Annotated in this window: 23 protein-coding genes and 1 pseudogene; 9 read left to right on the forward strand and 15 right to left on the reverse strand. The window is 33.1% G+C overall.

Annotated elements, in window-relative coordinates; translation table 11 throughout:
* Window positions 1-35 precede the first annotated feature (35 nt).
* The 10 genes and pseudogenes from glyS to ilvC form a co-directional block, all read right to left on the reverse strand.
* The gene (gene glyS, locus CIGNP91_RS03035; RefSeq protein WP_086253344.1) at window positions 36-2,060 is read right to left on the reverse strand and encodes a glycine--tRNA ligase subunit beta; all 2,025 of its coding nucleotides are present in this window, start codon (window positions 2,058-2,060) and stop codon (window positions 36-38) included.
* A gap of 64 nt (window positions 2,061-2,124) precedes the next feature.
* A pseudogene (locus CIGNP91_RS08900) lies at window positions 2,125-2,214 on the reverse strand (hypothetical protein); the annotation flags it as partial.
* A 13-nt stretch (window positions 2,215-2,227) separates the two neighbouring features.
* Window positions 2,228-3,517, reverse strand: a complete 1,290-nt coding sequence (locus tag CIGNP91_RS03045) for an endonuclease/exonuclease/phosphatase family protein (RefSeq protein WP_086253346.1) — start codon at window positions 3,515-3,517, stop codon at window positions 2,228-2,230.
* Window positions 3,505-3,993, reverse strand: a complete 489-nt coding sequence (locus tag CIGNP91_RS03050) for a tRNA (cytidine(34)-2'-O)-methyltransferase (RefSeq protein ID WP_086253347.1) — start codon at window positions 3,991-3,993, stop codon at window positions 3,505-3,507. Before CIGNP91_RS03050 ends, CIGNP91_RS03045 begins: the two co-directional genes overlap by 13 nt.
* Window positions 3,993-4,823: a formyltetrahydrofolate deformylase gene (purU, locus tag CIGNP91_RS03055; RefSeq protein WP_086253348.1), complete on the reverse strand. Its 831-nt coding sequence runs from the start codon at window positions 4,821-4,823 to the stop codon at window positions 3,993-3,995. The genes CIGNP91_RS03050 and purU overlap by 1 nt, the downstream gene beginning before the upstream one ends.
* A 93-nt stretch (window positions 4,824-4,916) precedes the next feature.
* On the reverse strand, window positions 4,917-5,783 hold the full coding sequence (locus tag CIGNP91_RS03060; RefSeq protein ID WP_086253349.1) for an RsmB/NOP family class I SAM-dependent RNA methyltransferase: 867 nt from the start codon (window positions 5,781-5,783) through the stop codon (window positions 4,917-4,919).
* On the reverse strand, window positions 5,780-6,151 hold the full coding sequence (ruvX, locus tag CIGNP91_RS03065) for a Holliday junction resolvase RuvX (RefSeq protein ID WP_086253350.1): 372 nt from the start codon (window positions 6,149-6,151) through the stop codon (window positions 5,780-5,782). The genes CIGNP91_RS03060 and ruvX overlap by 4 nt, the downstream gene beginning before the upstream one ends.
* Complete coding sequence (locus tag CIGNP91_RS03070) at window positions 6,148-6,912, reverse strand: DNA-processing protein DprA (RefSeq protein WP_086235282.1); 765 nt, start codon at window positions 6,910-6,912, stop codon at window positions 6,148-6,150. The genes ruvX and CIGNP91_RS03070 overlap by 4 nt, the downstream gene beginning before the upstream one ends.
* Window positions 6,896-8,041 carry a divergent polysaccharide deacetylase family protein gene (locus CIGNP91_RS03075; RefSeq protein ID WP_086253351.1) on the reverse strand — a complete coding sequence of 382 codons (1,146 nt, stop codon included), beginning with the start codon at window positions 8,039-8,041 and terminating at the stop codon, window positions 6,896-6,898. Before CIGNP91_RS03075 ends, CIGNP91_RS03070 begins: the two co-directional genes overlap by 17 nt.
* Window positions 8,042-9,064, reverse strand: a complete 1,023-nt coding sequence (ilvC, locus tag CIGNP91_RS03080) for a ketol-acid reductoisomerase (RefSeq protein ID WP_086224387.1) — start codon at window positions 9,062-9,064, stop codon at window positions 8,042-8,044.
* A gap of 141 nt (window positions 9,065-9,205) precedes the next feature.
* On the opposite strand from ilvC, the gene CIGNP91_RS03085 reads away from it, so the two are divergent.
* The 6 genes from CIGNP91_RS03085 (at window position 9,206) to rpsR (ending at window position 14,287) form a co-directional block, all read left to right on the forward strand.
* A complete protein-coding gene (locus CIGNP91_RS03085) occupies window positions 9,206-10,018 on the forward strand; it encodes an HDOD domain-containing protein (RefSeq protein ID WP_086228109.1) in 813 nt (270 codons plus the stop codon).
* Window positions 10,015-11,934: an RNB domain-containing ribonuclease gene (locus tag CIGNP91_RS03090; RefSeq protein WP_086253352.1), complete on the forward strand. Its 1,920-nt coding sequence runs from the start codon at window positions 10,015-10,017 to the stop codon at window positions 11,932-11,934. The genes CIGNP91_RS03085 and CIGNP91_RS03090 overlap by 4 nt, the downstream gene beginning before the upstream one ends.
* Window positions 11,927-12,919 carry a DNA polymerase III subunit delta gene (gene holA, locus CIGNP91_RS03095; RefSeq protein WP_236848363.1) on the forward strand — a complete coding sequence of 331 codons (993 nt, stop codon included), beginning with the start codon at window positions 11,927-11,929 and terminating at the stop codon, window positions 12,917-12,919. Before CIGNP91_RS03090 ends, holA begins: the two co-directional genes overlap by 8 nt.
* 87 nt (window positions 12,920-13,006) lie before the next feature.
* Window positions 13,007-13,393 carry a 30S ribosomal protein S6 gene (rpsF, locus tag CIGNP91_RS03100; protein ID WP_086253353.1) on the forward strand — a complete coding sequence of 129 codons (387 nt, stop codon included), beginning with the start codon at window positions 13,007-13,009 and terminating at the stop codon, window positions 13,391-13,393.
* A gap of 17 nt (window positions 13,394-13,410) precedes the next feature.
* Window positions 13,411-14,016: a single-stranded DNA-binding protein gene (locus tag CIGNP91_RS03105; RefSeq protein WP_086227112.1), complete on the forward strand. Its 606-nt coding sequence runs from the start codon at window positions 13,411-13,413 to the stop codon at window positions 14,014-14,016.
* Between the two features lie 10 nt (window positions 14,017-14,026).
* Complete coding sequence (gene rpsR / locus CIGNP91_RS03110) at window positions 14,027-14,287, forward strand: 30S ribosomal protein S18 (protein WP_086224380.1); 261 nt, start codon at window positions 14,027-14,029, stop codon at window positions 14,285-14,287.
* A gap of 93 nt (window positions 14,288-14,380) precedes the next feature.
* Here rpsR and CIGNP91_RS03115 read toward each other — a convergent pair whose 3' ends face one another.
* From CIGNP91_RS03115 to dnaJ, 3 genes are all read right to left on the reverse strand, one after another.
* Window positions 14,381-14,587, reverse strand: coding sequence for a hypothetical protein (locus tag CIGNP91_RS03115; protein WP_086253354.1), 207 nt, complete (start codon window positions 14,585-14,587; stop codon window positions 14,381-14,383).
* Complete coding sequence (locus CIGNP91_RS03120) at window positions 14,578-14,802, reverse strand: hypothetical protein (protein WP_086253355.1); 225 nt, start codon at window positions 14,800-14,802, stop codon at window positions 14,578-14,580. Before CIGNP91_RS03120 ends, CIGNP91_RS03115 begins: the two co-directional genes overlap by 10 nt.
* A 107-nt stretch (window positions 14,803-14,909) precedes the next feature.
* Window positions 14,910-16,016, reverse strand: coding sequence for a molecular chaperone DnaJ (dnaJ, locus tag CIGNP91_RS03125; RefSeq protein ID WP_086224377.1), 1,107 nt, complete (start codon window positions 16,014-16,016; stop codon window positions 14,910-14,912).
* Between the two features lie 126 nt (window positions 16,017-16,142).
* Between dnaJ and CIGNP91_RS03130 the strand changes: the two genes are divergently transcribed.
* Genes CIGNP91_RS03130 through recR form a run of 3 tightly spaced genes read left to right on the forward strand, consistent with a single transcriptional unit; the run spans window position 16,143 to window position 18,611 of the window.
* Window positions 16,143-16,814 (forward strand): response regulator transcription factor, encoded by a 672-nt coding sequence (locus CIGNP91_RS03130; protein ID WP_086224376.1) that lies wholly within the window; start codon window positions 16,143-16,145, stop codon window positions 16,812-16,814.
* The gene (locus CIGNP91_RS03135; protein ID WP_086224375.1) at window positions 16,811-18,061 is read left to right on the forward strand and encodes an ArsS family sensor histidine kinase; all 1,251 of its coding nucleotides are present in this window, start codon (window positions 16,811-16,813) and stop codon (window positions 18,059-18,061) included. The genes CIGNP91_RS03130 and CIGNP91_RS03135 overlap by 4 nt, the downstream gene beginning before the upstream one ends.
* Entirely contained in the window at window positions 18,045-18,611 is a 567-nt protein-coding gene (gene recR / locus CIGNP91_RS03140) for a recombination mediator RecR (RefSeq protein ID WP_236845585.1), read from the forward strand. Before CIGNP91_RS03135 ends, recR begins: the two co-directional genes overlap by 17 nt.
* Here recR and CIGNP91_RS03145 read toward each other — a convergent pair.
* Both CIGNP91_RS03145 and CIGNP91_RS03150 read right to left on the reverse strand, forming a co-directional pair.
* Complete coding sequence (locus tag CIGNP91_RS03145; protein ID WP_086253356.1) at window positions 18,608-19,390, reverse strand: shikimate dehydrogenase; 783 nt, start codon at window positions 19,388-19,390, stop codon at window positions 18,608-18,610. The two genes, recR and CIGNP91_RS03145, sit on opposite strands and share 4 nt — an antisense overlap.
* Window positions 19,391-19,392: 2 nt before the next feature.
* Window positions 19,393-20,214 (reverse strand): SPOR domain-containing protein, encoded by an 822-nt coding sequence (locus tag CIGNP91_RS03150; RefSeq protein ID WP_086253357.1) that lies wholly within the window; start codon window positions 20,212-20,214, stop codon window positions 19,393-19,395.
* Window positions 20,215-20,217 lie beyond the last annotated feature (3 nt).

The raw sequence follows: 20,217 nt of genomic DNA on the forward strand, positions 1-20,217 counted from the left end.
TTCAATCCAAGAGTGCCTTTAAAGCACTCTAATGATTATATAGTTATCTCTTTTATATCAGCGACTTTTAAAAATGCTTGATAAATTTGCCCAATTATGGATATGCGATTAGATTTGATCTTTGGATCATCGCTATTTATCATTACATTATCAAAATAGCTATCAATATAAGGTTTTAGATCAAATAACGATAGCAAATATCCCTTTGTATCATTGATATCTAATTTTAATGAGTTAAATTTATTATACAATGCTCTTTCGCTCTCATGCTCCATTAAGCTCTCATCTACACTATCAATCTTGCTATCTTTGATTATATTTGCTAGGCGTTTGAATGTGGAGAAATTCTCTTTAAATTCGCTATCTTTGCTTATCTCATCTAAGGCAATTATAGCTAGATTTAGCCTTTTGATATCCCTTACACCACTATCTAGACACGCTTTTATCACAGATGGATTGGCATTATACATAGTGTATAATCTATCAGTTATAAATATCTCCAAACTACCCAAATCGAATTTAGCATAATTTTGAGCTATTAGAGATAGAATTTTTTTGATATCAAACTCTATATTTAAATTCAAAACAATCCGTATAACCCCAGCTGCAGCTCGCCTTAGAGCGTATGGGTCTTTATTGCCTGTTGGGATTTTATTTATACTAAATAACCCCATTAGCGTATCAAGCTTAGATGATAGTGCCACCACGCTAGAAAAGTAGCTTTTCGGACACTCGCTACCCTCTTTATTAGGCAGGTATTGCTCTTTGATCGCTTCAATTACAAAGTGATTTTCTTTTCTATGTTTAGCGTAATAACTCCCCATAATCCCTTGTAAATCTGTAAATTCATATACCATCGAGGTAGCAAGATCAGCCTTGCTAAGCATAACAGCCCTATCAAGCTCATCTATAAACTCACCACCAAATTCATCTTTTAGCTCTTTTTCATAGATTTTAGCTAGCTCCCTAGCAATCTGGCGCTCCCTAATCTCTTTATCATACATTGAGCCAAGACCGGCTAAATAGGTGATATTTTTTAATTTCGCTGAGCTAAACTCACTAGCTAGATCGCTCTCCCAAAAGAACTTAGCATCACTTAGCCTGGCTCTTAGCACCTTTTCATTGCCTTTGATTATCAAATTCGAATCACTACTAATAGCATTGCTAACTACCACAAAATGATTGCTTAATTTGCCATTTTGATCTCTTAGTGGGAAGTATCGTTGATTTTCTTTCATTGAAGTTACTATAACCTCACTAGGCACTTCTAAAAACTCTTTTTCAAAGCCACCCATAAGCGCAGTAGGCATCTCAGTAATAGCCACAACTTCATCTAATAAATCCTCATCTAACTCGATTTTCAAACCACTATTTTGCTCAATTTGCTTAAATTCATTTAGGATTTTTTCTCGCCTTTTATTAGCATCAAGGATAATCCCATTACGCTCTAAAGCACTATAATACTCATCTATAGTAGCGAATTTCACCATCTCATAGCCGTAATTTCTATGTGGATAAAAGGCCATTTGCGACTTCACACCATAAATCTCCATATCCACTAATTCATCATCCAAAACCGCTACAATAGATCTAATCGGACGGATAAACTCATACTTGCCATCTCCCCATCTCATAGATTTACCGAAATTTAAAGATGATATAAACTTATTTATAACCTTATCAAGCAGATTTTTACTCAAATCCCCCTTAATCACGCTCTTATGATACAAAACCTCTTTGCCATTGATATTTTCAAATTTCAGCTCATCTAAGCTTATGCCACACTTTTTGGCAAATCCTATCGCCGCTGCAGACCAATTATGATCACTACCTAGCGCCACATGCTTTGGTGCGCCGATACTCTCAACCACCTTATCACCAGCGAATTCATCCATATCACCATGCAATACAACTCTTCTAGGGGTATAATCAAGCCTAAAATCACACTTAATATTATACTCATCTAATGCAGATTTAAATTTTGGCTCAATATTATTAAGCTCTTTTAAAAAAGGTATCGCAGGAAGCTCTTCTACTCCAATCTCAATTAACATTTTCATTGCTATCTCCACCTATATCTATTTTTTGCTTTTTATCCTTAGCGGCTTTTCTAGCAGCTGTTATCTCATCTCTAATTCTATTTTTCTCCATCATTTGACGATTAAACCCAACGACAAGGACAAAAATAATAAACACAACAACAACCCAACCCATAAAAGTCAAAAATTCACTCAATTATCAACTCCTTTTGTCCCTTATAACTCCACACAATAGCCTTTTTAATGGAGATTTTACCATCTTTTATCGCCCTATTTGGTGAGTAAATTTTAAATTTAGTATTAGAAATATTAGCAAATCCACCCTTAATATCTAAGACAATATCCCCAATCACATCGCCGCTTGTAGCCATATCTATATCATTTATATCCATCATATAGCTACTCTCATCGCCCTTAAAATCGCTATCTAAGCTTACATAAGAGATACTACTAATTTGCATATTACCCTTATAATCTTCAATCTTATTTGCCACCGCATTAACTCTCATACCAATACCAAGAGATGGATTTTTCTCGTAGATATAAATTCCACGCCGACTCTCATCAGCTAATATATATCCATTTTTATCCTTATATATCACCACGCCTGATATCTTGGCTCTTTGATTAGATGATTTAAGTTCATTAATTGATAGAGTTGGCAACTCTTTAGAGCTATTTTGCGTAGTTATCGTAGCATATATAGGGTAGTGATCAGAGTAACTATCATCCATAAAATTTGCTTTGAAAATACCAAAACTTCCATCTTTATAACTCAAATTTCCACTCATCAAATCCCTACTTAATATTATATGATCAATTGCGCTTTTACCATTTTTATAGCTACTTCTTTGACTAGTAGGGATAAACTCCCATAAATTCGTCCATCCATCAAGATCATTAAGCAAAAATTTATATCCATAATTGCTATTTAAATCGCCTAAAATCACCCCATTTTGGCTATTTTTAATAGCTCTTTTCATTGTATCAGCGGCGGCGATTCTGCTTTTAAGTGGATTTTTAGCCGCTGGGAAGTGAGCTACAAAAAACTCAATATCATAACCATCAAATTCCACCCTACTCATCAAAATCGGCCTAGTTTTGACATTTGGCACAAGATAGACTCTACTATCACTAATCTTATATCTACTAAGCAGCCCAAGCCCAACTGGCGCACCCTTTGTAGTAGCAAATTTATAATATCTATATCCGCTCAAATCGGCTAGCGCCTTCATTACATTTTGATTTTCAATCTCATTTAATGCCACCACATCGGCATCTAAATGCTTTAAAACTCTAGCGATTTTTTGTAGTTTTTGCTGATATTTTGCCTCGTTCCATCTATTAGATTTAAAATCGCTATATTCACTACCACTAATCCTATCATCAAAGAGATTTTCGACATTATATGTAGCGATCTTTAATTCTGATGAAAAAAGCACCCCAAAAAACAAAATAATAGAGATTAAAATTCGCATACCATATCCCTAAAATCAAATTTATCTATATTTTGGCGGATAGCCTCATAGGTAATAATCCCAACGCTAGTGGCTAAATTCAAGCTCCTACCTTGACTAGTCATAGGTATAGTGATACAATTATCTCTATTTAATCGCATTAAATCAAGTGGCAATCCACAATCCTCACCACCAAAAAATAGATAATCCCCCGGCTTAAACTCAGCTTCAAAATATAGCTTATTACACTTAGTAGTTGCAAAGAAAAATCTATCTTTAAATTCCAAATTTGCTTCTAAAAAACTATCCAAACTCTCCCAAATCACAGGATTTAATCTCGCCCAATAATCTAGCCCCGCACGCCTTAAATACTTATCATCAATCTCAAATCCCAAAGGCTTAACTAAGTGTAATTTAGCTCCACAATTAACACACATTCTACCGATACTTCCAGTATTTGTGTGAATTTTAGGATTTACAAGCACGATATTAAACATTAAAATATCACCGTTTTATTATCATAAACAAAAACTCTCTCATCAAAAACTAGATCCAAAGCATTGCTAAGCACCACTTTTTCGACATCTCGACCAGCTTTTTGCATATCTTTCCAATTCATCTCGTGATTTACTCTTATTACATCTTGCGTGATGATTGGCCCTTCATCCAAATCATCAGTAACAAAATGCGCTGTAGCTCCAATAATCTTCACACCACGCTCATAAGCTTGTTTATACGGATTTGCCCCTATAAAAGCTGGCAAAAATGAGTGATGGATATTGATAATCTTTTTTGGATATCGCTTGACAAAATCAGGGCTTAAAATTCTCATATATTTTGCCAAAACCATATAATCAAATTTATATTTTTCTAACTCTTTTAAGACCAATTTTTCATGCTCAACCCTATCTAATCCATCAGCACTAATACAGGTAAATGGAATATCAAATTTATCACTCAATGGACGCAAGGTATCGTGATTGGCTATGATAGCTAAGATATTTGCGTTTAGATCCTTGCTACTATGTTTAATAAGCAGATCTCCCAAGCAGTGATTCTCTTTTGTTGCTAGAATCACTATATCTTTTTTCTTTATGGATTCAAAAAATATTACACTATCACTTGGCAAATAGGCACTTAGAGTGTTTTGAAACTCAATTGTATTTACCTGCCCTACAACCACCGCACGCATATAGAATCTACTATTTTCATGATCTACAAACTCACTAGTGCTAACATAGTTTAATCCATGCTTAAATACAATCTCGCTAACTCTTAATATAAGCCCTTTTTCATCATTACAATCAATCTTTAAAATATAATCCACTCTATCTCCAAAAATTTTAGAAAAATTCTGCCAATTATACAATTTTGTTGCTAAAAATTAGCCAAATTCGCTACTTTGGTTATATTAAAAAATTTAATTATTTTTCACAATTTTAGCTAAGAAAAATGCGTCCATATCACAATCTGGCAAAATCCTAAGCCCAAATTCACTCACAATCTCGCTTTTTAAACCAAAGCTAATAGGCTGGATACTAATATCAAATTTAGATCCCAAAGCATTTTGAATCACCTCTTCATTCTCGCACTCAAAGAGTGTACAAGTGCTATAAACCACGCACCCGCCTGGCTTTAAAGCACTTAACGCTGAGTTTAAAAGCTGTTTTTGTAGCTTTGAGAGAGATTTTATCTCTTTGGCTGTTTTTTCTACAAATTCATCACCAAAATGAGAGTAGCTAGAGCATGGCGCATCAAGCAAAATCTTATCAAATCTACCCACACAGCTCCTTGAAATACTCCTTGCGTCTTTATTGTAGGTTCTCACCCACTCACAACCATATTTATTTAAATTTGCTTTTAAGGTATAAAATCTCTTGCTATCACTCTCCATCACCGCCAAATCCGCCCCATATCCCATCATATTTGCTAGCGCAATGCTCTTTCCACCTGGACTAGCGCACATATCTAAAACGATATCATTTTTAGCTGGATTTAGAGCTAAAACTGCTAGATAGCTACTTGGATTTTGGATATATATCGCTCCTTTATTAAATAACTCAGAGTGAGTCAAAATCTCTTTAAATTCAGCCCTACATAGATAAAAATTTGGCAAAATCTCCCTAAATTCAACCCCTAAATCATCTAAATTTGAGATAATATAATCCCTATCAAATTTCAATAAATTTAGATAAAACCCAACGCTTTTAGGCTCAAAAAAGCTATCCCAAACCCTTTGAAAATCAGCCTTATTTAAACTAGATTTTAGATAATCTTTGAAATTCATCTTTTTAAAAATCTCTCCAAAATTATCATCGCCGCTACGCTATCGAATTTGCCATCTCGCCTATCTCTTACTAGCTCGCTAGCTTCAACGCTACTATAAGATTCATCTTGATAATGTATCTCTCCATCGAAATTTAAAAGAGATATAAAGTGAGTAATCCTACGCTCCATCTCATCTTGGCAGCTACCACCCTTTGGCAAGCCTACAACCAAAATTTTGGCTCCATTATCCCTTAGCATATTACTAAGATCTCTTGCGGCTTGATTGCGATTTTTACGCAAGATTGGTGTGGTTGGGATAGTGATTTTGCCATCTGGGCTTATAGCTATGCCAATTCTTTTAAGTCCTATATCAACCCCAACTATCATAAAATTCTCACATAAATTCCATCAATAGCAATTTTGCCATCTAGCTCATAATCATAGATAATATCTCCAAATTTAGAATAACACTCATCAAAATTTGGATTTTGTTTGATAAACTCAATGATCTCATCGCTATTTTGATCATAATTTCTCAGCCCAAATTTCATAGCAAATTTATCAAAATCAGTAATAATCTGCGCTTTGCCACTTGCTAATAACTCATTAGTCCCACTACTCTCACCAAGTCTTTGAGGCAATACATAGAGCGGAATTCCAAATTTAATAGCCGCCTTAGCACTACTCATAGAGCCACTTTTAATATCGGCTTGAGCTACTACAACTGCGTCGCTTATGGCTACTGTGATTAAATTTCGCTCCAAAAATTGCCACCCCTTTGCTACGATGCCTGGCTCATATGAGCTTAATGCTAATGAGTTTTGATAGATATCTTTTATCATTTTGGCATTTTGTAATGGATAAATTTGATCTAATCCATTACCAAAAACCGCAATTGTATGCGGATACGCACCAGTGTGAGCATGGATATCTACGCCAATTGCCGCACCGCTAACTACACAAACTCCATATTTTTTGAGCGTTGAAGCAAGATTTAGGGTCATATTTTTGGTATAAGATGAGCATTTTCTTGAGCCGACAATTGCTACTTTTGGCGAATTTAATAACTCTAAATTTCCTTTATAATATAGCTTTTGTGGTGGGTTTTTGAAATTTGAGTTTAGATTAAAGTCAGTTATAAATTTCATACAAATCTCTTAAAAATATTATATCAACTTGGCTCTCTAACTCACTTTTAAAGCTCTTTAAAGCCTTAAAAGTCTGCTCATATGGATGTCCAATCGCTATAGCAAAGCCACTTTTTTGAGCTATTTTTATAGCCTCTTTTAGCTTATTTATTATAGCTTTTTCATCTTTGGTATTATCTATAAAAACATCTCTTTTTAAATATTTATTCCCAAACTCACTGCTTAAAATCTTAGCCTTAGAATCTTTAGTCGTGTAGCTATCTATAAATATCATATTGTGTTTTTTAAAGGCTATAAAGAGCTTTTTTAAAGAGTCATAATCGCTTGTAAATTTGCTTCCTGTGTGGTTATTTATATATATTGCCTTTGGAAAATTTGATCTAATTTTACTAATTTCAGACTCTATTTTAGCACTGCTATCGCCTACTTTTAGAGTATTTTTCTCTTGCGCTTGATAATTCATAGCTTCAAGTGGCAAATGTATCATATAAAACTCAAATTCCCTAGCTACTCTTGCGCTATTTGGATAGTTATCATTCGGTGGAAAAATTGATGGTGTGATATTTAAATTTAGTGATTTAATCTTTTTAGCATGATAAAATGTAGAGATATCATCAATTATTATAGCCAATTTTGGTTTATTAGATTTTGGTTTATTAGTTGGCTTTGGTTTTATGTTCGTATTTTCACTAGAATTTATGGCTAATTTTTGACTTGGATTTGCTTTTAAATTTAGAGTAGAATTTAGATCTTTACTATTATTTATTGTTGAATTAGTATCATTATTAATTACTTCATCAACTCTTTTAATCTCAACAAATTCACCATCAAATTCATCGCCATCTAACTTAGTAAAATTTGGAGTTGGCAACATTTGTATTTTAACTTCATCAGTGATATTTAGCTCTAAATTTCTAGGTACATCAAATATGGTAAAATCCTGTCTTCTACTCTCAAAATATCTATCTATATTCTCTATTATATGTGTTTGATTATGAGCTTTAGAAGGATTTTTATAGTTACTAGCAATTGTATAAATAGCCATAGCAACTACTAAAATGCAGAGCAAAATACCAACATATAAAAGCGCCCTACTTCTTTGGGCGCTATTTTTTTTATCTTGTTCCAATTAATTTTTATCTTTATTTACTAATTTACCTTTATTGATCCAAGGCATCATAGCTCTTAATTTTTCGCCAGTTTTATTTAGTAAGCTTTCATCGCTTAATTTGCGTTCAGCATTCATCTTAGTATAACCAGCTTTTCTTTCTAAGATAAAGTTTTTAGCGAATGTACCATCTTGGATCTCTTTTAAGATCTCTTTCATAGCTGCTTTTGATCTCTCATCTACTACTCGTCTGCCGCTTACATAATCCCCAAATTCAGCAGTATTAGAGATAGAATATCTCATATCAGCCATACCACCTTGGTAGATTAGATCTACGATTAATTTCATCTCATGTAAGCACTCAAAATATGCCATTTCAGGCTCATATCCAGCCTCTACTAAGGTCTCAAATCCAGCATTTATAAGCGCACAAAGTCCGCCACACAATACAGCTTGCTCTCCAAATAGATCGGTTTCAGTCTCAGCTTTAAAAGTAGTTTCTATAATACCAGTTCTACCACCACCAATAGCGCTAGCATAGCTTAATGCTATATCCTTAGCCTTGCCTGATGCGTCTTGCGCTACTGCTATTAGATCTGGGATACCGCCGCCATTTACAAATTCATTTCTCACAGTGTGGCCTGGGGCTTTTGGTGCTATCATGATACAATCAATTCCCTTTGGTGGGACGATTTGACCATAATGGATATTAAATCCATGGCCAAAAGCGATTGCGCTACCGCTTTTTAAATTTGGCTCAATCTCAGCTTTAAATATATCAGCTTGTAATTCATCAGGAGTCAGTATCATCACAACATCAGCTGCTTTTGTCGCTTCACTTACGCTCATAACTTTAAAGCCCTTAGCCTCGGCCTTTGCCCAACTTTTGCCATTTGGATTTAATCCTATGATAACCTCTACGCCACTATCTCTTAAATTTTCAGCATGGGCGTGACCTTGAGAACCAAAGCCTATCATTGCGACTTTTTTAGATCTAATTAGGCTTAAATCACAATCTTTATCGTAATAAACTGTTATTGCCATAATCTTCTTCCTTTTAGTAAAAAATAAAGGGCAATTATACATTATTAAAATTTAAATTTGATAAAATTTTCAAAAAATTATCAAAAATTTAACTTCAATGTAGTAAAATTACTCAAATCAATCAAAAACACGAGAAATATAATGAACGATGCAATCTATAAGAGTATAAAATCTCTACCACCACTTGATGAGACAATTATGAAAATTCAGCAAATTTGCAGCAGCGAAGATAGTGATATTGCTGAGTTAATTAGCGTAATCCACCAAGATCCAATGTTAACAGCAAATATTTTACGCTCAGCAAATAGTCCATTATATGGGTTTAGCAGGGAAATTGCTGATATAAATAGAGCTGTAGCACTATTTGGAATGGCAACTATTAGAGGTTTTGCTCTAGCTGGCACAATTAGTAAAAGCTTTAAGATAAATCTAGAACCATATGGAATATCTAGTGCTAAATTTATGGATTTGGCAATATTGCAAAACGCTTTAGCATTTCACTGGTGTAGCAAGATAAATCGTGAACTTTTAAACATTATTTCACCAGCTAGTTTTATGATGGATATAGGCAAGATTATAATTGCTAAAGAGTTAATTGATTCTAAAAAATCTACCAAATTTAAAGATAAATTACAAAACATCTCTACAACAAACGAACTATCTAAACTTGAGATAGATATGGTAGGTATCTCAAGTCAGATGGTTACAGCTCAAATCTTTAAAAACTGGAATCTAGAACCTGAGATTGCAGAAGTTATAAAATACTCTTTAAACCCAATTGATGCCCCAGAAAATCTTAAAAAGCACTGCTATATCTTAAGCGTGATAAGTAATAGCATAAATGTATTTGGCACACTCTTACCAGACCAGATAAATAGTACTATTGAGCTTTTAAAACTCTATAATTTAGATGCTCAACTATTTTTCAGTGCCATTGAAAAAGTACAACATTGAAAGCATTTTTAAACTCTTTAACTACTGGATTAGAGAGTAAATATATCAAGTCAAGCGAACTTGAAATTTTAAGAGTATTAGAACAGATAAAAGCCGTTACAAAATATAAAAATCGATATTATCTCAATGACGGCTTTGTCTGCGGAAAACTAGATATATCTAGTAATGGGACTGGATTTTTATATCCATACGATAGCAAATTTAAGCAAGATTTAATGATAGAAAATCGTGATTTAGGCGGAGCTCACTTTGGTGATATCGTTCTTGCTAAACTAACTAAATTTAAAAAACCACGCCAAAAAGCAGCCGTGGTGGCTGTATTGCTTATGGCAAATGAAACAAGTGTAGTATATACCAAAAAAATTGGCTCCGTTATAATGGGCGTAACTATCCCAAACTCCATCACAATCGCCCTAAAAGCTAGTCAAAAATCCCTAAAAGAGCTTCCATTAGGCACTGTTTTAAAGATCAATAATTTAGATAATGATATTGTAGAAGTCTTAGGCGTATTAAGCGATGCTAATGTAGATCAAAAAATCTCAATGGCACTATATAATAAGCGTGAAATTTTCCCAAAAATAGCCATAAATGAAGCCATTAGCTTTGGCAATGAGGTGGATAAAAGTATGTATCCTAATAGAGTTGATCTAACTCATTTGCCATTTTGTACCATTGATCCTATTGATGCTAAGGATTTTGATGATGCGATATATTTTGATAAGCATAAAAATGAAATTTACATAGCTATCGCCGATGTCAGCGAATATGTAAGCCCATATAGCGGTATTGATAAAGAGGCTAGGCTTAGGGGTTTTTCTATATATTTTCCACACATTGCTGTGCCGATGCTACCTCGTGAGCTTAGCGAAAATATCTGCTCTTTAAAGCCAAATTGTGATAGACTCGCTTATCTTTTTAAAATTACTTTAAACTCAAATTTAGAAGCCATTAAAGAGGATTTAATAAGCTGTGTGATCCACTCTAAAAGAAGATTTAATTATGATGAAGTTGATAGCTTGCTTAGAGGCGAATTTGATTGTCAAGACGAGATAAAAGAGTGGCTAATACCGCTTTTTGATCTCACACAAAGATTAAAAGAAAAACGGCTTAAAAATGGCTTTGATTTTCATACATTAGAGCTTAGAATGAGCCTTGATGAAAATAATGAGATTAAATCAACTAAATTTGAAAGCTCAACTCCATCACACTCTTTGATAGAAGAGTGTATGCTCCTAGCCAACAAAGCCGCAGCAAAAAGAGCAAGCAAAGGGATATTTCGCAATCACGAACCAGCAGATATAAAAAAGATCAACGCACTCTTAGATGATCTTGCCACCCTTGGCATAGAAGCCGAAAATCAAGGCGATTTAATCTTTTTGATAACACAAATTCAAGCCAAAGCAAGTGAGCTAAATATCAGAGAAGATGTCGATAAACTCATCATAAAAGCACAAAAAAGAGCCGAGTATTCTAGCAGCTCAAGGGGGCATTTTGGGCTTGGGTTTGAGTTTTATACGCATTTTACTAGCCCTATTCGCAGATACTCAGATCTCTTGCTTCATAGAATTTTAAAAGCTCAAAATGACCCTAAAATCAGCAACTACCTAATGCTTGGCATAGATGAGCTTTGCGCCAATTTAAATATCTTAGAAAGAGAAGCCGATAAGGTCGCTTGGGATTTTATGGATCGCAAATTTGCTCGCTGGGCAGCTAAAAATATAGGCCAAACATTTAAATGCTTTATAGAAGAGAGCACCAATCAATCAATAGCTAGATTAGATGATGAGTTAAAAGGCGCTAGAATATTTTTAAGTGATTTTTGTGAAATTCTAACCCCAGTTATGGTCAAAATCACAGATGTCGATATCCCAACAGCCAAAATAATCGGTAAAATAGTAGAGATTTTAGATGTATAAAAGAGATTTTATAACGCTTTTAAATTCTGCTAATATCCCAAATTTTTTCTTGCTTTATGGGGCTGAGAGTTATCAAGTTGAGTTTTACGCTAAAGAAATTTTAAATAAATTTAATAAAGATAATATGCTTAGCTTATACTATGATGATTATGATTTTAATCTTGCTATTTCGCATCTTAGCGAGCCTTCGCTATTTGCAAATTCAAATTTATTACATATCAAAAATGACAAAAAAATCCCCGCCAAAGATACAAAAGAGCTAATAACCCAATGCCAAAATAATCCAAATAACATATTTATCTTTGAACTACACGAAGGCGATGAAAAATCCATAAGCGATTTAAAAAAGCATTTTGGATCAAATTTTGTTAGATTCTTCCCACCTAGCACTGCTTCAGAAGTCAATCAAATCCTATCTAATCACGCCAAAATCTTAGGCCTAAATATAGATAGTCAATCTCTTTTATACATTTATAACTTGCAAAATGAGAATCTATATCTTAGCGCTAGTGAGCTAAATAAACTCGCTAATATCGCAAATAAATTTAATCTTGAAGAGATAAAAGAGCGAGTTTATGCCTTAAACGGCATTGGATTTGATGCGCTTTTTGATAAAATTATTAGCAAAAAGAGTATTAATAGCGATTATTTTGAGTTTATAAATGATAGCTCATTTAATGAAATTTCGCTTTTAAATATGCTATTTAGGGCGTTTCATAGACTTTATCTGATACATAGTTATATAAAAACTAATGGCAAATTTGATCCAAAAATTGTCTTAGGATACACGCCTCCAGCACAAATTTTAAATAAACTTGAATCCCAAGCAATATCTATAAAAATTGATCAATACACTAAAATATTTAAATTTTTAAATGAGATTGAATTTGATCTAAAGTGCAAAAACAACATAGACAAAGAGTGCTACCTACTCTCAGCCCTTTTAAATTTACAAGAAATTTTAAGTCAAAACAGCAAATTTTAAGCATATTTTTAGTAGAATGCCAACCGCATTTTGTGCGAATTTCCTTGCTCTTTTGTAGAAAAAGAGCGAAATCCATAAGGAGAATATATGAGACATTATGAGCTTTTATTCATCTTAAAACCAACACTTACAGAAGATGAAGTTAAAGTTAAGGCTGATTTCATTAAAGAGATCATTGCAAAAAATGGTGGCGAAATTGCTAGTGTAGTTGAAATGGGAACACGCAAATTAGCTTATAAAATTGATAAATATGAGCGTGGAACATACTTCGTAATCTACTTCAAAGCACCAACTCAACTAATCGCTGAATTAGTAAGAAATTTAAGAATAACCGAAGAAGTTATTAGATTCTTACCTGTAAAATATGAAAACAAAAAAGAGATCGCAGCTTGGGACAAACTAAGCAAAGGTCAAAAATTAACCCAACCTAAAAAAGAGTCAAAAACAGAAGAAAAAGTAGCTCCACAAGAGTAATTTATAAAGGCTAGATTATGTTTAATAAAGTAGTTTTGGTAGGAAATTTAACTAGAGATATCGAGCTTAGATATATCCAAAGTGGCACCGCCGTAGGTAGTGCTGGTATGGCTGTTAATCGCAAATTTAGCGTTAATGGCGAAAAGAGAGATGAAACTTGCTTTATTGACATAACCTTTTTTGGTCGCCAAGCCGAAATAGCAAATCAATATCTAAATAAAGGTAGCAAAGTCTTAATAGAAGGAAGGCTAAAATTTGATACTTGGCAAGACCAAAATGGCCAAAATCGCTCTAAGCACTCAGTAGTAGTAGAAAATATGGAGATGCTAGGCGGACAACAAAATCAAGGTGGATTTAATAGAGATAGTGAGCCAAACTACAATAGCGGATATCCTAATAACAGATCAAACTCATACCAAAGAGAAGATAATGGTGGATATGGGAGAGAATTTAACCAAAATAACAGATATCAACAAAATAGCAATTACAATCAAAAACAGCAAGTAGAAGAGCCTTATCAAGAAAAAGTCCCAGAGATAGATCTCGATGCTGATATAAAATATGATAGCAAACCAAGCAAATCAAATTTCAATGATAGTAGCGAAGATGAAATTCCATTTTAAAGGATAAACAATGGCAGAAAAAAGAAAATATAGTAAAAAATATTGCAAATTCACAGAGGCAAAAATTGATTTTATAGATTATAAAGATACGGCACTTTTAAAACAATGCCTATCTGAAAGATTCAAAATTATGCCAAGACGCTTAACAGGTACAAGCAAAAAACATCAAGAAATGGTAGAAAAAGCGATAAAAAGAGCTAGACATGTTGCTCTTATACCATACATTGTAGATAGAAAAAATGTAGTTACAAACCCATTTGAAGGTCTATAATATTAGCGCCCTACTTCGGGGCGTTAGATTTATCTATTTATTAAACTCTTTTTAACTTCATAATCTCAAATATAAATTTAATATACCAATCTCTTATCCGATCCAAACATGATCGCCAATATAAATACTTTTTGAAAAATTTAATCTATTATTGCTCTTAATATACATTATAGGATGATAATCACAAGTACCAGCCCATATACTCCATGAAAACATACAATCCCTACCGATAATAATATTTTTAGCTTCATAAATACGCAGACTAACTCCGCCAAAACTACTATCATCGTCTATAAACAACAACAATCCTTTGTAAGAGAGATTGAGCCATTTACCCTAACACAATTACCAATAAAAACCAAATTATTATCTGAGTGAAAAGTTATATTAATATTTTTGCTTCTTCCAGCAAAAAATATAATATTATTTTTACCTTTAAAATCACATTTGAAATTTATCTGTTTTGATAGATCGCCATATATAATATTGCCATTTTCACTAATATTTTCTAGCATAATTTCTCCAAATTTTCATATCAAAAATAGGATTAAATAAAAATATTTAGAATAATTTAATATAAGGTAGTTAATCTATAAAATTAACCACCTTATAACTTTATCATTTAAGAAAACCAACTTTTAATCTTATCCCAAATTCCCTTATCAGTAGCCATTTCGCCACTTTTGATACTAAAACTATTTTGAAGTTTTTTCAAAAGCTCTATTTGCTCATCATTTAGCTTTTTAGGTGCTTGGATTGAAATTTGAACGATTAAATCGCCTAATTGCTTGGTTCTAGCGTTTCTAACCCCTTCTTTAGCGATAATAAATTGTTGTTTATCCTTGGCTCCTACTGGCAAATCCAAAGTCGCCTCTCCTCTAAGCGTCGGTATCTTGATACTATCACCTAAAATAGCTTGAGTGAAGAATACTGGAATCTCCACATATACATCATCTCCATTTCTATGGAAATGCTCATCATCTTTAACAGCTATACGAACATATAGATCTCCGGTTAAATTTTCATATCTATTTCCCTTTTGGCTAACCCTAATTCTAGTACCATTATCCACCCCTTCAGGGATATTGATTTTAATGCTATCGCTTATTTCATTATAGCCACTAGCATTACACTCAGGGCATCTGTCTTTGATAGTTTGGCCTGTGCCTGAGCACTCTGGGCAAGTTTGGACAAATTGCATAAAGCCTTGTTGGATTCCTATCTTACCATTTCCACCGCATTTGCTACAAGTCTGCTTTTTGCCATCTTTTGAGCCTGTTGCGTTACAGCTTTTACATGGAATTTTATACTTATATTTTATCTCTTTTTCGCAACCAAAAACCGCCTCATTAAACTCTAACCCAATACCAACTTCTATATCTAAAGCATATTTATACTGACTTTTAGATCTGCTTTTAGTACCAAATCCGCCGCCAAAAAATGAGCTAAATATATCACCCAAATCATCAAAATCAAATCCACCGCCAAAGCCACCACCGGCCATGCCTTTTAGCCCATCTTTGCCATATCTATCATATATTTCTCTTTTCTCGGCGTTGCTTAAAACCTCATAAGCTTCATTAATCTGTTTGAATTTCTCCTCAGTCTCTTTATCGCCTTGATTTCTATCTGGATGGTATCTTAGCGCTTGTTTTCTATAGGCTTTTTTAATCGTATCGCTATCAGCATCCCTTGAAATCTCTAATATCTCATAATAATCAAATTCCAAAATATCTTCCTTGTTTATAATTTTAACTGGCGATTTTATCCAAAAGTTACTAAATTTATACATAAAAAGCAAATTTATTATTAATTTTTGGTATAATAGTGCCAAATTTTATACTAGGAGCCAAATATGATAAATGTATTAATGATAGAAGATGATCCGGAATTTGCTCAAATTTTATCTGAATATTTAATAAAATTTAATATCAAAGTTACAAATTACGAAGATCCATATTTAGGCCTTAGTGCCGGTATCAAAAATTATGATCTTTTGATATTGGATTTGACGCTGCCAGGTATGGATGGGTTAGAAGTTTGTAAAGAGATTAGAGAAAAATATGATATCCCTATCATCATTAGTTCAGCTAGAAGTGATGTAAATGATAGAGTTGTTGGCCTTCAAATTGGCGCTGATGACTACTTGCCAAAGCCATACGATCCAAAGGAGATGCACGCTAGAATTACAAGCTTAATCCGCCGTTATAAAAAGAGCAATGAGACTCAAGAAGAGGTCACAGATACGCTATTTAAAGTAGATGATAAAAGGCATGAGATATCATATAATGGAGCGCCACTTACACTAACGCCAGCCGAATATGAAATTTTAGAGTATCTAATCAAACAACACAGCTTCTCAGTATCAAGAGAGCAATTAGTATATCATTGCAAAAGCCTAAAAGATAAAGATTCTAAAAGCTTAGATGTTATAATCGGTCGCTTAAGGACTAAAATCGGCGATAACTCTAAATCACCTAAACATATCTTTTCAGTTCGTGGTATAGGGTATAAATTAGTCGGATGAGATACTCTCTAACTACCAAAATCACGATAATTTTTGCTATTGGATTTATCGTGATTTGCACTCTATTTTTTATGTTTTTTAAACTACAAAATGAGAGATTGCTAGAAAAAATTAGCGAAAATCACTATAATTCTATTAGTTGGCTACTATCACTATACCAAAAATCCAATATGCCAGAAGATTGGGAGCGATACTTTAAAAATTTTGACCTAGCTTATGTTAAAAATGCAAATTTGCAAAAGGCAATTTTTGACCACGGCACACTAGTTAGTAGAAGCGATACATTAATTGGCATAGTTGATACCATTAGCTACAAAAATAATCTTTATCTACGCATTAAAAATCAAAGCGTAACTATAATTTTAGAATCTACTTTACATAGTGGAAATGATAGCATATTAGCAAGTTTCATAATTGTTATGGCGCTATTTATCTCGCTTTATGTATCGATTTTTAGAAGTCTTGTACCATTAAAAAAACTACGTAGTGATATACGTAAATTTGCAGCTGGTAATATGGATGGAGTTTGCGTAGTCAATTTTTCTAAAGGTAACGATGAGATAAGCGAGGTTGCATATGAATTTAATAACGCAGCATGCAAAATTAAAGATCTCATTATGTCTAGACAATTATTTTTACGCACCATTATGCATGAGTTAAAAACACCAATTGGCAAAGGTAGAATCGTTAGTGAAATGATCGAAGACGACACTCAAAAAGAGCGCTTAATAGCAATTTTTGAGCGACTCAATATCCTAATAAATGAATTTGCTAAAATAGAACAACTTTTAAGTAAAAGCTATAGCTTAGATTATGCTAAATATCGTTTTAGCCTCATATTAGATCAAGCTAAAGATATGATGCTCTTAGATGATTTTAATAGTAATGTTAAAGTTAATTTAAATTCCGATCCGCTTTTAAAAGTAGATTTTCAACTATTCTCTCTTGCTATTAAAAACTTAATAGACAATGCATTAAAATATTCTGATGATAAAAAAGTTCTTATAACATGCGATAATAAGACTATTTCTATAAAAAATCATGGTAAGCCATTAGATCGCTCTATTGAACATTATAAACAAGCCTTTATAAGAGATAATAGCTCAAAAGCTAGTGGAATGGGGCTTGGACTATATATCATAGAACACATATGCTCTATGCATAAATTTAGCTTAGATTATAATTATGCTGATGGATATCATGAATTTTTGATTAAATTTGGAAAATTAGATAATGAAAAAGCTTGAGCAGTTTGATAGACTTGTAGAAGCCTTTGGTAAAATTCCTGGTGTAGGTAAAAAATCAGCGATAAAATACGCTTATTATGTAGCATTACAAGATCCATTTTTTGGGCTAAATTTAGCCCATACAATAGAAAATTCCATTCAGAATCTAAAACATTGTATAATCTGTAGCGGTATTAGCCAAAATGAAATTTGTGATATCTGCAGCGATATCAATCGAAATAGTTCCATAATATGCGTAGTTGAGAGTCCTAAAGATATTCTAACTATAGAAGATTCAAATTCATTTGACGGATTATATTTTGTCTTTAATGATATAAATAGTGTAGAAAATTTAAAAGATATGATTAGTAAATTTAACTCAAAAGAGTTAATTTTTGCTTTTAGCCCAAGTATAAATAGTGATGGTATTATGCTTTATATCGAAGATCAATTAAAGGAATTAGGAATTAGCTTTACAAAAATCGCTCAAGGTATCCCAACTGGAGTAAGTCTAGAAAATGTCGATATGCTCTCATTAACTAAAGCAATAAAAGATAGAAAAGAGCTTTAAAGCTCAAACACTCCACGCATTAACTGTGTAATCTTGTCTTGATTAAATTTATTATCAAAAAATATATTAAATGCCAAAACCGCTTGATAAAGTAACATATCTCTACCATCTTTGTTTTGTACATTCAACTCATTAGCAAGGCGTAAAAATTGAGTATTTTTATTATAAATAACATCAAAGGCAAATTTTGAATTAGAAAAAATATCATTTAGCAAATGTTTATCACATGGCAATTCATCACCACAAAGCCCTGCTGAAGTGGTATTTACTACCAAATCGTAACTACTTGGAGTAAAATTTGTATGAGTATGGAATTTATAGTTATTAAACTGTTCGCTTTTATCGCTTCGGTTTAAAATCTCAACGTCCACTCCGCTAAGATCTAAAATATATGCAAGTGCTTTAGCAGTACCACCAGCACCTAATATTAGCGCCTTATTAATTTTGCCAAATTCAGCAATTGCCATCATAAATCCAGGTGCATCGGTATTATAACCTTTAATCTTATCACCTATGCGAACTAATGTATTAATCGAGCCAATCTCCTTTGCGATACTATCAATCTCATCGCAAAGGTTGATTACTGACTCTTTAAATGGAACGGTAATATTTGCCCCTTGAAGATTATATTTTTTAAATTTATCAATTATATCACCACCTTGCTCTAGTAAAATCCTACCATATATTCCATTTATACCCAATCCGCAAAGCGCACTATTATGAAGCCTTGGCGAGATAGAATGCGATACAGGATTACCAAAAAGAGCAAAATATTTCATTATTATTTAACCCTATAAACAAAGGCGCCACTTGAGACATCTTGGCGTATTTTTTGAATATTTGATTCAATGTTAGAATCAAATGGACCAATTAGAATTTTTACTACTTTGTTACCATTTACAACAACTTCATGAGTTGTGTATTTATAGCCATTAGCTGTAATTCTTTTAATCAAAGCACTATTTCTATCGAGTTTAGATACAGATGCAACTTGAATATATGTTCCCTTAGCTAGGCCGCTTGTAGTAGCTGGCTCTTTTTTAGGTTCTACCTTTTTAACTGGTTCTGATTTTTTAACAGGTTCTTTTTTAGGTTCTGATTTTTTAACAGGTTCTACCTTTTTAGCTGGCTCTTTTTCTACCTTTTTAACTGGTTCAGATTTTTTAACTGGTTCTTTTTTATTATCTTTAACAGCTGGAGCAGTTGCACCAAATGGCTCTTCAACTTTTGGAGGTAGCACTGGCACAATCATACTAGGTGTAGTATCCATAGCAGCTTGAGCATTTTTATACTCATTTACTATATTTTCAAAACTCTCTTTAGAATTTGAATTATCACTAACAATTGGCACTTGTTCAAAAAGGTCATTTGAGCCACTATTATCTGATGTATTAGCAGGCAACTCAGCAGGTAGTAACAGACTATCAGATATATCGTTACCCTTTTTAGTCTCATTTGAATTTAAAAACTTCACAACAATCAATACTACAACAAAAATGATAACTAGCAACGCCACACCAATTAAAATTTTGCGTATACCACCAGACTTTTCCTCTTCGTTTTTATCTAGCAAGATATCTTGTAAATTATTATTTTCTTCCATAAT

It is taken from the genome of Campylobacter sp. P091 (assembly GCF_002138935.1).
GTDB lineage: Bacteria > Campylobacterota > Campylobacteria > Campylobacterales > Campylobacteraceae > Campylobacter > Campylobacter devanensis.

What these genes read in the sequence shown, in the direction of transcription:
- glyS (WP_086253344.1), bottom strand. Translation starts at nt 2,060, where the DNA reads ATGAAAATGTTAATTGAGATTGGAGTAGAAGAGCTTCCTGCGATACCT.
- CIGNP91_RS03045 (WP_086253346.1), bottom strand. Translation starts at nt 3,517, where the DNA reads ATGCGAATTTTAATCTCTATTATTTTGTTTTTTGGGGTGCTTTTTTCA.
- CIGNP91_RS03050 (WP_086253347.1), bottom strand. Translation starts at nt 3,993, where the DNA reads ATGTTTAATATCGTGCTTGTAAATCCTAAAATTCACACAAATACTGGA.
- CIGNP91_RS03060 (WP_086253349.1), bottom strand. Translation starts at nt 5,783, where the DNA reads ATGAATTTCAAAGATTATCTAAAATCTAGTTTAAATAAGGCTGATTTT.
- ruvX (WP_086253350.1), bottom strand. Translation starts at nt 6,151, where the DNA reads ATGATAGTTGGGGTTGATATAGGACTTAAAAGAATTGGCATAGCTATA.
- CIGNP91_RS03070 (WP_086235282.1), bottom strand. Translation starts at nt 6,912, where the DNA reads ATGAAATTTATAACTGACTTTAATCTAAACTCAAATTTCAAAAACCCA.
- ilvC (WP_086224387.1), bottom strand. Translation starts at nt 9,064, where the DNA reads ATGGCAATAACAGTTTATTACGATAAAGATTGTGATTTAAGCCTAATT.
- CIGNP91_RS03085 (WP_086228109.1), top strand. Translation starts at nt 9,206, where the DNA reads ATGAACGATGCAATCTATAAGAGTATAAAATCTCTACCACCACTTGAT.
- holA (WP_236848363.1), top strand. Translation starts at nt 11,927, where the DNA reads ATGTATAAAAGAGATTTTATAACGCTTTTAAATTCTGCTAATATCCCA.
- rpsF (WP_086253353.1), top strand. Translation starts at nt 13,007, where the DNA reads ATGAGACATTATGAGCTTTTATTCATCTTAAAACCAACACTTACAGAA.
- CIGNP91_RS03105 (WP_086227112.1), top strand. Translation starts at nt 13,411, where the DNA reads ATGTTTAATAAAGTAGTTTTGGTAGGAAATTTAACTAGAGATATCGAG.
- rpsR (WP_086224380.1), top strand. Translation starts at nt 14,027, where the DNA reads ATGGCAGAAAAAAGAAAATATAGTAAAAAATATTGCAAATTCACAGAG.
- CIGNP91_RS03120 (WP_086253355.1), bottom strand. Translation starts at nt 14,802, where the DNA reads ATGCTAGAAAATATTAGTGAAAATGGCAATATTATATATGGCGATCTA.
- CIGNP91_RS03130 (WP_086224376.1), top strand. Translation starts at nt 16,143, where the DNA reads ATGATAAATGTATTAATGATAGAAGATGATCCGGAATTTGCTCAAATT.
- CIGNP91_RS03135 (WP_086224375.1), top strand. Translation starts at nt 16,811, where the DNA reads ATGAGATACTCTCTAACTACCAAAATCACGATAATTTTTGCTATTGGA.
- CIGNP91_RS03145 (WP_086253356.1), bottom strand. Translation starts at nt 19,390, where the DNA reads ATGAAATATTTTGCTCTTTTTGGTAATCCTGTATCGCATTCTATCTCG.
- CIGNP91_RS03150 (WP_086253357.1), bottom strand. Translation starts at nt 20,214, where the DNA reads ATGGAAGAAAATAATAATTTACAAGATATCTTGCTAGATAAAAACGAA.